This is a genomic window from Streptomyces sp. HPF1205 (assembly GCF_020400825.1).
Taxonomy (GTDB): Bacteria; Actinomycetota; Actinomycetes; order Streptomycetales; family Streptomycetaceae; genus Actinacidiphila.
Map to the genome: position 1 here is coordinate 62,826 of NZ_JAINVH010000016.1, position 12,776 is coordinate 75,601.

Sequence of the window (12,776 nt, forward strand, 5' to 3'; positions counted from 1 at the left end):
GATCCGCCCGGACGCCCCCGCCGCACAGCCCACTCACTCCGCCGGGCCGCCCCACGACCCGGAGAGCGATCGGAGCCAGCACATGACCACCCCCACGACACCACCCCTCGCCTCTCGCCACCGCTTGCTCGGCGACCACAGTTGGCAGGAGGACGCCGTCTGCCAGCCCACCGACTACAACCCCGTGGACCCCGAGTGGTTCTTCCCCGAGCCCGAGGAGACCGACAAGATCCGGACCGCGAAAGCACTGTGCGCTCAGTGCCCGGTGCGCCGGACCTGCCTGGACGTAGCGCTGGAGACCGGTGATGTCTACGGCATCCGTGGCGGCCTGACAGAGGAGGAACGTGGACCACTCCACGAGCAGGCCGACCGCCGCTTGGACCACTCCCGCGTCACCGCGGCCCTCGCCGGCCGCGACATCCACCTCACCAAAGCCGAACGCCGCGCTCTGGTGGCGACCGCTTGCCAACAAGGCATCAGCGAGGAACGTCTGGCCCGGCTGCTGAAGATCAGCGAAGAGCACGCCCAGAAGCTCTACCGGAAGACCCGCCGCGTCAAGCGTCACCGCATGGCCAAGGCAGCCCCGAAGGCCAGGAGACCTGGCGATGAGCGCCCCGCCCGCGGCGACTTCGGGGCGGCGGCGTGAACCGTCGGCCGGTCTCGGAACACGTCACGGCCTGGGACCGCGCAGCCGTCGTCGCGCTGGGCGCGGCCGGCTGCGCGCTGTCGTACAGCGCCCTGCAGCAGATGGCCGTGGCGATCCACGTTCGCCCTGCCCTGTGCTGGCTCTTCCCGTTGGCCATCGACGGCTTCATCTCGTACGGGGTACGCGCCTTGCTCGTCCTGCGCGCCGCGCCGCTGAGGGCGCGGCTGTACGTTTGGGCGCTCTTCGGGACCGCGACCGCCGTCAGCGTCTGGGCCAACGCCCTGCACGCCGTCCGGCTCAATCAGGGGCCCACCTCGGTCACCGCCCTGCGCCTCGGCGACCAGGCGGTGGCCGCCTTGTCCACGGTTGCTCCGCTTGCCCTGGCCGGAGCCGTCCACCTCTACATCCTCATCGCCCGAGGCCCGGACGGTCCTGCCGCCCACGGCCTGTCCGGAGAGTCCGACGTTGCTGCGGCTGTCCGGACGGGCGCCTTCGGCCGGGGCGGAGTACGCCAGCCGGCAGGTGCCGACCGGATCGGACACCGCCGGGGGAGATCCGTACCGTCCGGCCGCCGGGTGTCCGATTCGCCGCAACACCCGGCGCCCGCTCCGGGCACACCGGGACAGCGCTCCCGGACACTGACCGATCTGACAACACCGGCGGCCGAGGTCCACGGTCCTCCAACGGTCACCGAGGTGTCCGGACGCCCACGGACACCTGGTGACCGGCGACGCGGACAGGACACCGACCGGCTGCTCGCCATCGCCCGGCAGGCCGTCCTGACCGAGGACAAGCTGACCCGGAAGGTGATCGCCCAGGCCATCCGCGGTCAGGGCGTCCCGCTGTCCAACGACACCCTCACCCACCTCATGGCCCGCCTGCGCCAGCAGTACGAGCCCCCGGACACCGTCTCCGGGTGACTGACCGGCCAAGCCCGGCATCGCCGGGACGACACGTCCGGGCACCTTGAAGCCCATCTCGGAGGACACCACCATGCGTACCCGCCCCGCCAGCGCCGCCGAAGTGGACACCTGGCTCGCCGTCCTGCGCAGCCGCGGCTATCTCCACCGCGCCGAACCCGGCCCGGACTCGTCCTGGACCGTCCAGCGCCGTCCGTATGACCGGCCGTGGACACTGCACCATCCCGTCCTGGCCATGGACTGGATCGAGGACCTCCTGCGCGAGGCCCGCCGACGCGATGCCGGATCCGGCCGTTGACGACGGACGACACGTTTGCCGGCCACCCCGCACCCTCGCGCGAACCGACGACGGCCCCAGGCGGAGCAAGTTGTCGCGTACGACGGTCCTACGGACCGGCGCACGCCTCCGAGGACCCGGCCGGTCCTCGAGTGAGGGCGCACGAGGACCGGCCGGGTGCCCGCAACCAGGGGGTAGCGGGCACCGGGGGAGAAGTCGACGACGCCGAAGCCACCGAAGTCGATCCGCAGACCGTACGTACGCCCGCCTTCCCCGACCGCAAACCCCGCCGCCGCGCCCGCACCCCCAGCAAGCGCCCCCACAAGCTGACCATCCGCTTGTCCGACACCGAACGCGACGAGATCGCCGCCGCCGCGAAGGAGCACACGATCACCGTGGCGGGCTTCCTGGCCGCCGCCGGTCTCGCCGCTGCCCGCGGACGGCTCGCCGTACGGCCCGACCGGCAGTTGGCCGCCGCGATCGACGAGCTGGCAGCGCTGCGTACCGCGGTCTCCCGGGTGGGAAACAACATCAACCAGATCGCCCACGTCCACAACGCCGGCGGCCAGCCACTGCCCGGCCGCCTCGACCGGGCCCTGCGCACCCTGCTCAGCGTGTTCGCACGGATCGATGACGCAGCCGACGCGCTGGTCAGCAGGCGCTCGTAGTGGTGCCGAAAATCCGGCGCGGCTCACATACGTACGGGCTGCTCGTCTATCTGTACGGGCCCGGCCGCCGCGACGAGCACGCAGACCCGCACCTCGTCGGCTCCTGGGACGGCTTCGCGCCCGACCCCGGCCGTTCTACCGACCCCAAGGCCGCCATGTCGCGACTGGCCGCCGGGCTGGACCTGCGGGTCAAGCAGGCCGGTACCGCCGCACCGGCCCAGCACGTGTGGCACTGCTCCGTACGCATCGACCCCGGCGACCGGCACCTGAGCGACGCCGAGTGGGACACCGTCGCCCGCCGCCTGGTCACCGCTGTCGGCCTTACGCCCGAGGGCGACGGGGACGGCTGCCGGTGGATCGCTGTCCGCCACGCCGAGGACCACATCCACATCGTGGCCACCATAGTGCGCGGCGACCTGCGCAGGCCCCGGATGAACTACGACTTCAAGAAGGCCCAGGCCGAATGCCGCACCATCGAGCGGGAACTGGGCCTGCGGCAGCTCAAACCCGGAGACGGCACGGCGGCGAAGAAGCCCACGAGCGCGGAACGCTTCAAGGCCGAGCGCGCTGGCCGCGCGGAAACCCCGCGCGAGACGCTGCGCGAAGCGCTTCGCCAAGCGTTGGCCGGAGCCGCCGACGAGCAGGAGTTCCTCACCCGCGTGCGCGACGCCGGCCTGCGCATCAAGCTGCGCCACGCGCCGTCCGGCGATGTCCTCGGCTACAGCGTCGCCCTGCGTGGCGACCGAAACCGTGCGGGTGAACCCGTCTGGTTCGCGGGTTCCACCTTGGCCCCCGACCTGTCCTTGCCCAAGATCCGCAACCGCCTCTCCGCGGGTGCTGTCGCCGTCGCCGACACACCGGACGCCATGGCGTCCCGTCCGCACGAATCTGCACCCGCCCGTCAGCGCCACCGAGCTGTCGGCGTCGCTGAGCGTGCGGCCGTGGAACTGGCCAGTGACGGCGACGAAGCCGCCGCGCTCCTCCCCAGCATCGGCGAACTCCTCGACGCGGCCGTCCAGACGACCCCGTTCAGCACCCGCGCGGACCTGCGTGAAGCGGCCCGAGCTTTCGAACGCGCCACCCGTAGCCACGTCCGCGCCGAACGGGCAGACAACCGGGCGCTGCGGGCGGCAGCCCGCAGCATCGTCAACGCGGGCGGGGCCCTGGGCCGAGGCGAAGACGGCGCCGCCACCGCCATGCTTCTGTCCACCCTGGTTCTGGCCACCGTGGCCGCAGCCCGCTGGCACTCCGCCCGCGGTCACGCCCAGCAGGCCGAAGCCGCCCGCCAGGCCGCCACCCACCTGCGGTCGGCCTACCATCAGGCCGTCGCCGCGCCCCTGGAAGCCCTGCGGCACCAAGCCCGCGCACTGCCCGAAGCGCAGCGCCGTACGTACGAGACCCTCATCCGCGCCGCCTTGCCTAGGGGCACGGGCCGGGTCATCGCTCACGACGCCCTGGCCGCCACGCTGGCCCAGTCCGAACGGAGAGGCCACGACCCCGAAAGCCTCCTGCGCAAGGCGGTGGCCATGCGCGAGCTGGACTCGGCCGAGAGCATCGACGACGTCCTGGTCTGGCGCCTCCGCCGCTTGGCCGACCTACCCGCAGATCCAGGCATCGGCCGCTGCCCAGGGAGGCCACCGCACCAGTGGCCCGGCTCCTCACCACTCCCGGCCACGCGCCTTCCCGCCTCGAACCAGCGGCCGCCACGGTTCTGAGCCGGAAGAGCGGCGGGCTCCACGGTCAGGCGGATGAATGCTTCGGCGAGCGCTGCGGATGGAAAGTCAGCTCCTCCACGGGATGATCAAGCCCGCTGTCGGCACCGATACCCTGCGCCGAGGTCGCCTGCGCAGACCGGGAGGCGTGACCACGGAGAATGATCGGCCTGTGAGGGTTGGGGGGACGGGCCGGGTCCGTTCACCACAGCCACGGTGAACGGCCCCGGCCTCCAGCAGTCCGCCTCTGGCGGCTCAGTCGAGTTGGACTGCTACCGGGTTGTCACCCCTTGCGGCCGCGTCGGCTGGGGGCAGTGCGGTGGGGTAAGTCCGGACATCGCTGATCTGTGCGTTGGCGTACTCGCCGTACGCGCCTTGGTACAGGCGGCGGCCGATCTGGAGGGGCCCGGCGGCCTTCCACATCGTGCCGGAGTATGTCTTGGTGCCGGCCAAGTGACCGTTGACGTAGATGCTCAGCTGTTCGGCGTCGGCGTCGAAGACGCCAACGAGGTGGGTCCACTGTCCGGTGACGGCGTGCGTGCCGTAGACGGAGGTGTACGACGTGCTGGTGGTGTCGTCGTTGTGGCGGCCAAAAGCCCAGGCCTGGGCTCCCGAGGAGTAGTAGAGCTGAAGGCCGTTGGTGTTGCCGGCACTGTCGGATTGCGAGACGAATGTTGAGTTGGCTGCCGAAGAAGTGAGTTTGACCCAGGCGGAGACGGTGCAACCTTGCGAGGTGTCCACGGCCAGGCTCTGGGTGGCGGCGTAACCAGTGGTGCCGGTGAAATTGATGACGTTGCCTCGCCCGGAGTCGGTGGTCCAGTTGTATGCGCCGCTCAGGGTGGCATTGAGACCGCCGGAGGTGTCGGCCGCTGTGCTGCCGGCGCCGTCGGAGAGGTCCCAAGCGTGATTCGAGGTGTTGGTGACGGCTCCAAGGATCTGAGGCGGGGCGAAGTGGTACTGCGGGGGCCATATGTCTGTTCTGTTTTGTACGTAGGGGTACTCGATGAGCTGGCCTTGCGCGTCGACGGTGTACAGGTCGGGTACTCCGTCCGGGCCGGGGGAGCCGGGGATACCTGGGTCGACGGGGCTGTTGATGTCACCGGGTGAGGCGATGACCGGGTACTTGCTCGGAGGCAGGGTCAGAGGGAGGGTGGCATGGTTGCTGGGGTGAAGCAGAGGCGGCAGGCCGCTACTTGGGTCCAGGGTGAGCGCATACGATCTGCTCGGCGACCGCACAGCAATGGTGGGCCACGACACCAGCGGCAACGCCCTCAACGACACGACCCAGACCACCAGCTATCCCGGCGCCGACGGCACTGCCGCCGCTTCGCTGCCCGACCAGGCCGGGGTCACCACCACGACCGGACCGACCGGCACCGCAACCCTCACGCCCTCGTCCACCGACCCCGCATACGCCAACAAGAACGCCGGCGACACCACCAGCAGAACGGTGACCAGCACCGGCGAACTCGTCTCTCGCGTCAAGACCACCAACGGCGGAGCCCTGTGCCTGGCCGACCCCTCGGCATCGACCACCGACGGCACCGCGGTGGTTCTGTGGGGGTGCGGAACGAGCGGAGAAACCTGGACCATCGGCACCGACGGCACGGTCAAGACCCTCGGCAAGTGCCTGGACACCACAGGCGGCGGAACCGTCAACAACACGGTCGTGATCATCACCACCTGCTCGGGCGCAACCAGCCAGCAGTGGAAGCCCACGACCGCCGGCGCGCTCGTGCAGGTCTCATCAGGACGGTGCCTCGGAGACCCCTCGACCAACCAGACCCCAGGCGGCGCCAAACAGGTCATCTACGACTGCGGTCATCCCACGGGCCAGACGTACACCCCGCCGGGCACCGGCACCTCCGTGCCCTCCGGCGCCAAGCAGACCCTGACCTACGACGCCGAAGGCCGCACAGCCACCGTCGCCACCCCCTCGGGCACGACGACCACCACCAGCTCCTACCTCTACGACGCCGACGGCAACCTCCTGGAGCAGACCAGCAGCACCGGTGGCACCGACAAGACCCGCATCCTGTATCTGTTCGGCGGCGCCGAACAGATCACCCAGAACGTCGCGGCCAAGACCTGGACCGCACTGCGCAACTACACCGGACCGGACGGCACCATCATCACCCGCTCCAGCTCCGGCACCGTCACCTACCAGGTCGCCAACGCCCAGGGCACCGCCACCACCGCCATCGACGCCAACACCCTGGCCGTCACCCGCCGCTCCTACGACCCCTACGGCAACCCCCGCGGCACCACACCCGCCTCCTGGGTCGCCCCCGACGAGAACCGCGGCTTCCTCGGTCAACCCACTGACACAGTCACCGGCCTCGACCTGCTCGGAGCCCGCAACTACGACCCCGCCACAGGACGCTTCCTCGCCCCCGACCCGGTCTTCGAAGCCGGCGACCCCAACCAGATGGGCGGCTACACGTACGCCGCCGACAACCCCGCGAGCGGCTCCGACCCCAGCGGACTCCGCTCCGAATGCGGACAGAACGGTGACTCTCCATGCGCCACGACCGGAGGACCCTCAACCGGCGGCACGGGCACCGACAACTGCAACGTAACGGACACCTGCGACCAGGTCGTTGCCGACAACAACGCCGTTCACGACTACCAATGCGGATACGTCGGCTGTTCCACCCAAGCGGTCACGGGGTACGGCCCGGACACTGACACCATTGTCAAACAGCACCAGCCGCTGCCCAGCGGTCCCGACATCTTTGACAAGTTCTTCAGCAGCACAGCAAGAACTTTCGGATTCGGTGCTGGGAAAAACTGTGTGTCGGGGTTCAGCTTCTCGACCCTGGCGAACTGTACAGATTTCTTGACAAACCTTTACATGCTCACGATGGGACACGGTGAAAGCCCTCGTGACACCCCCTTCGGCGAAGGACCCAGCTCTGGCGAGGAACGCGGCGACCTGTCTCCGGCCGGCAAGGGCAGCGCCGAGGCGAAAGCGGAGACTTCGGCTGGTGCGGACACCGCAGACGCGGCACGCAACGCCAAGAACCAGGCGGAAGACGCCCTCCGAGATCCCGTCACCGTCAAGGAGACCTCGCCCAGCGAGCCGTCAACCGGCACCCATCAAACTACGAGGAGCGGCTGCAGTTTCTCGCCGGACACCCCGGTCCTGCTGGCTGATGGGAAAGCCAAACCGATCGGGGCGATTACGATCGGTGACAAGGTCGAAGCAGCCGACCCCAAGAGCGGTGAACCGGAAGGCAGCCGAGGGGTCCAGCACGTCTGGATCAACCACGATCACGACCTTCTCGACGTCACCGTCACTACAGGCCCCGGGCACACAGCCGTCCTCCACACCACGGCCAATCACCCCTTCTGGGACGCCACCACCCACACCTGGGTCCCTGCCGGCAAACTCCACCCGGGCCACCACCTCGCCACCACCCACGGCCACCAGCCGATCGTTCAATCGATCAAGCTCACCCCCGGCACCGCAAACCGGTGGAACCTCACGGTCCAGCAACTCCACACGTACTATGTTGTGGCGGGCGGCGTCCCGATCTTGGTCCACAACTCAAACGGGTGCGTAACCGCCTACAAGCAGGCTAGGGATTTGGCGGCGACTCGAGCTAACCCGGATACGTCTACTGTCGCCGTTGCGAAGGTGCGTAGGATCTCAGACCCGAATGTTACGGATACCTGGGTGGCGACTGAGCAGCCAGGACTGCCGGAGGAGTGGCGAGGCGAAGGCTCGCCGACGATTGATGCACGGTATATTTCTGGCGATGGGCACGCTGAGTCCACTCTCATCGGTGCCCTCGGGGACGACTGGGAGCTGGAAAGCATCGCCTCCTCCACTAGGATGTGCGAGGAGTGTTTTGCCGAGGGCACTGGCCTGGGTCTTTCGCCGACAAATATCGGACTCGGTACGGGCTTCTCGCGAACAGGAAATACTCGATATCGAGTTCTCATGAGACGTTAGTGAGCTTCCGGTGGACTTGTTTGAAGGTTCCAACGCTAGGCTCAGGGTTGCCGTCTCCGGTGCCCTGTGCCTAGCGCGGATAATGCCGATCGTAGAAGTGTTGCGCACGCCGTTCGTAGCGGATTTGGGAATTATCATCGCCGCCTGTGGATCAGAAGGAGATTCGCTAGGTGCAGCAGTTGAATCATTGCGCAATTGGCGAAGTGAATTGCATTCCAGCAATGATATCCTACTTCCGGACTACTATAGGGCGACGGCCTTGGCTGTCGGCCTGCTTATTGCCGCACCGGACGGACTGGAACCTCGGGAACAGTTTGGAAAGATCAATTCCAATATTGGAAATTTCTGGAATTGCTGTGACCATATCGTTCATAGGAGTGGTGGATTTCGGGCACCCGAGTTGAGAGTTATTAAGTCAACGTTGCGCGGGGTTGAAAATAACTGGTTTGATCGCGATATCGAGCTGATTTCTGAATCACCTGATCCTCGACGGGTCCTCCAGGTAAGGTTGTCTGATATTGCAGAGAAGGTTGAGATGAGACGGGTCATGGCGAGAGAATTTGTTGTTTGCGCTAAATGGGATGAGCTAATGTGAGAAATAGCGTGGCGAAATTGTGTTCGCCGATCGCGGGTCGGCTCGCGTGGGGCCGGGTGCTGGACTTGGCAGCAGTCGGTGACTGGTGCGGTCGGGGTTGGTGGTGCAGGCCGCGAAGGGGCCGTCGGGGGCTCGGAGCTGGAGCAGGGCGTGGTCCAGGTGGTCGCGGTGCCAGGTGCTCGGGCCCGTGAGGCCCGCCTCGGAGGTGGTGAGGTGGCGCCAGGCCAGCCACAGCGCGTGGAGTCGCGCGACCGCTTCGGGGTGCTCGTGCCAGCGCTCGCACCAGGGGCGGGCGGGGCTGATTTCGCGGCCGTAGACGGGGAGGAGCAGGTGGTTCACCCAATCGGTGAGCGCGGCCAGTTCGGTTGCGTATGGCTGGCCCTCCATGGTGGGGATGAACGCCGCTGCGGTCTCGCCCTCGCCCTGGATCTGCTCGCCGGGCTCGGGTTCGGAGCGGAGGCGGTCGAGGATGATGCCGTGTTGGCGGACCTCGGCCATGGTCCTGGCCAGTGCGCTGGTGAGATCGTCGAGGTCGCCGTCGGGGACGTGGACCGGCTCCGGGCCCGGGTCCTCGGCGTCGTGGCGTTTTCCCGTGTCGGATCGGACGTGTTCGCTGCTCATGAAACGCTACTGCGGCCGTCCGGGCGGGCGGTCCTCGCGCGGGCCCGTTCGGTGATCGCTGCGGTTGCCGCCCGGGAGGCGGAGGCGATCACCTTGGCGGCGGGCCCCTGGTACCAGGGGGTGAGGGTGAGCAGCGCTGGGCGGATGCCGGTGGCGAACAGCAGAGCCCTGCCCTTGGACAGGGCTCGGACAGCGTCCGGGGGGAGGATGCGTTCGGTGCGCGTGCTGACGGAGGTGGAGCGGCCGGAAGCGGAGTCCGTGACGGATGTGGTGGGTACGTCGTGGTCGCCGATGAGGCGGGAGAGGCGGTCGGCGAAGTCGGCGTCGTCGATGCCGGAGCCGATGACTTTGATGGTGGCGGCGGACCAGAGGGCGTCCATCCCGGCTTCGCCCCAGACCGTCTGGCCCTGGCGGTAGGACTGCAGGATCGTGACGGGGATGACGCCCCGGCTGCCGAGGTGGGAGTAGAGGTCTGGCAGGTCGGTGATGCGGCAGACGTTGGCGGCTTCGTCCAGCACGCACAGGGCCGGCGGGTCGAGGCGCCCCCCGGAGCCTTCGGCGACCGTGACGGCGGCGCGCATCACGGCGTCGGCCGCTGCGGCCACGACGGCCTTGGCGGAGGCGCCGCCCTCTTTGCTGAGCAGGTACAGCGTGTCGCGGGAGGTGGCGAACGCTGACGGATCGAACTGTGGCACCTCCTTGTCCGGGATGACCCAGGCGGCGACCTCCGGGTCGAGCAGGCAACTGGCGTACTGGCGGGCGGTCTCGTAGATGCCGTCACGCGTCTCGGTGGCGCCCGAGACGGTGCCCCGGAGTTGGGCGGCCACCGCGTCATGGCCGGCATCTGCGAGCAGGTCCACCGGGGTGCGGTCCGCAGGAGAGGCCAGCCAGGCCAGCACGTCGGTGACGGGTCGGCGGTGGGAGGCGGCGGCGAGGAACAGCGCGGCCAGGGTGTTGGCCGCGGCGGTCGACCAGAAATCCGAGCCGCGGGACTCGTCCACGGACGCGGCGAGGAAGTGGCCGGCCAGGCGTTTGGCTCCTGCGAAGTCGCGGGCGTCGGCCAGGATGTCCCACCACATCCGGCGTGGATGGTGGGCGATCTGCTGCGGGTCGAAGGTCCATACCCGGCCGACCCCGGCACGGGCGCCGAAAGTCGCCGTGAAGGCGTCGTTGGCCGCCTTGTTCGAGGTGAGCAGGACGGGACCCGGGGCGGCCAGGATCAAGGGAATGGCCAGGGCGGACGTCTTGCCCGAGCGCGGGGCCATGATGGCGAGGAGTACGTCCTCCCAGGAGGCGCGGACTTCGACCCGGCCGGGAGAACGGGTGCCCAGAAGAAGGCCGCGGTCGTCGGGCGCAACCTCCTTCCAGCTCCGGCCGGCCAAACTCGGCCGTAGGGTCTGTGCCCTGACGGCGACCCCTTTGGCCAGGAGTGGAGCCAGTTCGGCGCGACGGGCCAGGCCGTTCCCGGAGTTACGCGTCCGAAGCCATGTGGCCACAGCGGTGGCTGCAATGGCCAATGTGGCGAGACCGGGGACGATCCGTACCCAGACCAGCAGGGCGAGTGGCCCCAGGCCCGGCCACAGCACGCCAGGCCGCACCACGGCAGCCGTTGCGTGGAAGGTCGCCCATGAACCGTCACCCGTACAGAGGTTGCCGAGGTTCCCGGACACCCACGTCAGGGACGCGAAGGTTGCGGCGGCGCCGACCGCGCCGACCAGGAGACAGAGGAGGGCGTCGGTCCCTGGGGTCGAGGGCGCGCTCGTGCGTGAAGGAAGCAATGCGGCTCCAGGAGAGGATGAGGCTGGTCACGTGGGTGATTCGCTATCGCCCCGCAGAGGGCCGAACGCGTCAGCCGGACATTCGGGCGTCCGTATCGAACAAGGCGCGTTCCGTCGGGTGGAGGACGTGCTGCGTCACGAAGGAGCGGCCCGCCACCTTCCACAGGCCGCGTCCCTTGGTGAGGGCGGCGACCGCCTGCGTCTCGACGCCGGTCAGCCCGAGGAGGGAGGCTGCTGCGACGAGTTGGTCGGGTTCCTGGCGGTAGATGACGCGGGTGGAACAGTCGGCGAGCAGGCCCTCCGCCAGCACCCGGCCGCGGGAGCCGACGTCGCCTGCGGACAGCAGGTCGGACAGGCGGTGGATGACCATCAGGTTCGCGATGCCGAGACCCCTGGACAGCTTCCACTGGGACTGCATGCGTTCCAGCAGGCCGAGGTGGCGCATCAGGCGCCACGCCTCGTCGTAGATGACCCAGCGCCGGCCGCCGCGGGGGTCGGCTAGGGCGGACTCCATCCAGGCGCTTGCGCAGGTCATGGCGAGGACCAGAGCCGTGTCGTCGCCGGTACCGCCGAGGCGCGAGAGGTCGATGGACAGAATCGGCGCGCTGGGGTCGAAGGCGACGGTGCTGGGCGCGTCGAACATGCCGCTGAGGTCGCCGTGCACCAAGCGCCGCAGGGCATGGGCGAGGTCTTCGGCGGCCGGGGCGAAACCCCCTGCCCTGTCGCCGAACGAGGGACCGAGACCGGCGGGCGAGCCGAGGGCGTTGGCGATGTCTCCGAGCAGGGGCACGGCGCCCGACGCTTCGGCATCGGCCGTCACCAGATCCAGCGCGAGGTCGAGCGCCGTGTGCTCCACCGGTAGCAGGTCCCGTTTGAGTACGGTGCGGGCGAGGCCGGCGAGGAGGAGCAGGCGGCGCTTGCGTACCTCGGCCGCCCAGTCCGCCGCTCCTACGGAGGCCGGGCGGGCGGGGGCGTCGAGGGGGTTGAGCCGCCCGGGCAGGCCGGGGCCCAGCGCGATCGCCGAGCCGCCGAGGGCGTGCGTCACCGGGGTCCATTCGCCCTTGGGGTCGCAGGGGACGTAGACGCGGTATCCGTGGGCGATCGACCGGATCGCGAGGGACTTGGCCAGGGCGGACTTGCCCATGCCGATGATTCCGGCGAGCACGGCGTTGGGGTTGGTGAAGCCCTCGACGCGGCCGCTGGCGTAGAGGGAGAAGGGGTCGTAGCAGAAGGCGGCCTCGGCGTGGACGTCGCGGCCGATGAAGATGCCCTCGGCGCCAAGGCCGCCTTCGGCGAGGAACGGGTAGGCGCCGGAGGCGGTGGCCGTGGTCATCCGATGGGACGGCAGGCTGAGTTTCCCGCCGCGCGCGGAGGCGGGGCCGGGACGCCCGGTGGCGGGGTAGACCGGCTGTGCGTCGGGATCGAGGGTTCGGGCGCGGTGGTGTTGTTCGGCCGGTGCGGTCGCTACGCGGGCTTTGCGGCGGGCTTCCCCGTAACCGGTACGGGCGGCTCGTTGCTGGGCGCGGGGCATGCGGCGCGGCACGAACAACTGCGTGGCGGTGGCGCGCGGGCGGGCACTGGGCATGAGGCGGCTCCTGGGT

11 protein-coding genes are annotated in these 12,776 nt (G+C 69.1%); 7 read left to right on the forward strand and 4 right to left on the reverse strand.

The window, feature by feature from the left end; all coding sequences use genetic code 11:
* Positions 1-82: 82 nt before the first annotated feature.
* From K7G61_RS19805 to K7G61_RS19825, 5 genes are all read left to right on the forward strand, one after another.
* Entirely contained in the window at positions 83-646 is a 564-nt protein-coding gene (locus K7G61_RS19805) for a WhiB family transcriptional regulator (RefSeq protein ID WP_225848229.1), read from the forward strand.
* A complete protein-coding gene (locus K7G61_RS19810) occupies positions 643-1,566 on the forward strand; it encodes a DUF2637 domain-containing protein (protein WP_225848230.1) in 924 nt (307 codons plus the stop codon). The genes K7G61_RS19805 and K7G61_RS19810 overlap by 4 nt, the downstream gene beginning before the upstream one ends.
* A 73-nt stretch (positions 1,567-1,639) precedes the next feature.
* Entirely contained in the window at positions 1,640-1,864 is a 225-nt protein-coding gene (locus K7G61_RS19815) for a hypothetical protein (protein ID WP_225848231.1), read from the forward strand.
* Positions 1,865-1,995: 131 nt separating this feature from the next.
* Complete coding sequence (gene mobC, locus K7G61_RS19820) at positions 1,996-2,511, forward strand: plasmid mobilization relaxosome protein MobC (RefSeq protein ID WP_225848232.1); 516 nt, start codon at positions 1,996-1,998, stop codon at positions 2,509-2,511.
* On the forward strand, positions 2,511-4,226 hold the full coding sequence (locus K7G61_RS19825) for a relaxase/mobilization nuclease domain-containing protein (protein WP_225848233.1): 1,716 nt from the start codon (positions 2,511-2,513) through the stop codon (positions 4,224-4,226). Before mobC ends, K7G61_RS19825 begins: the two co-directional genes overlap by 1 nt.
* A 252-nt stretch (positions 4,227-4,478) precedes the next feature.
* Here K7G61_RS19825 and K7G61_RS19830 read toward each other — a convergent pair whose 3' ends face one another.
* Complete coding sequence (locus K7G61_RS19830) at positions 4,479-5,516, reverse strand: LamG domain-containing protein (protein WP_225848234.1); 1,038 nt, start codon at positions 5,514-5,516, stop codon at positions 4,479-4,481.
* Here K7G61_RS19830 and K7G61_RS19835 point away from each other — a divergent pair.
* Both K7G61_RS19835 and K7G61_RS19840 read left to right on the forward strand, forming a co-directional pair.
* The gene (locus tag K7G61_RS19835; protein ID WP_225848235.1) at positions 5,464-8,181 is read left to right on the forward strand and encodes a polymorphic toxin-type HINT domain-containing protein; all 2,718 of its coding nucleotides are present in this window, start codon (positions 5,464-5,466) and stop codon (positions 8,179-8,181) included. The genes K7G61_RS19830 and K7G61_RS19835 overlap by 53 nt on opposite strands.
* A gap of 10 nt (positions 8,182-8,191) precedes the next feature.
* Entirely contained in the window at positions 8,192-8,776 is a 585-nt protein-coding gene (locus K7G61_RS19840) for a hypothetical protein (RefSeq protein WP_225848236.1), read from the forward strand.
* Here K7G61_RS19840 and K7G61_RS19845 read toward each other — a convergent pair.
* The 3 genes from K7G61_RS19845 to K7G61_RS19855 form a co-directional block, all read right to left on the reverse strand.
* Positions 8,768-9,397 (reverse strand): DUF4913 domain-containing protein, encoded by a 630-nt coding sequence (locus K7G61_RS19845; RefSeq protein ID WP_225848237.1) that lies wholly within the window; start codon positions 9,395-9,397, stop codon positions 8,768-8,770. The two genes, K7G61_RS19840 and K7G61_RS19845, sit on opposite strands and share 9 nt — an antisense overlap.
* Positions 9,394-11,175, reverse strand: a complete 1,782-nt coding sequence (locus tag K7G61_RS19850) for a type IV secretory system conjugative DNA transfer family protein (RefSeq protein ID WP_225848238.1) — start codon at positions 11,173-11,175, stop codon at positions 9,394-9,396. Before K7G61_RS19850 ends, K7G61_RS19845 begins: the two co-directional genes overlap by 4 nt.
* 70 nt (positions 11,176-11,245) lie before the next feature.
* Entirely contained in the window at positions 11,246-12,760 is a 1,515-nt protein-coding gene (locus tag K7G61_RS19855) for an ATP-binding protein (RefSeq protein ID WP_225848239.1), read from the reverse strand.
* Between the last annotated feature and the right edge of the window lie 16 nt (positions 12,761-12,776).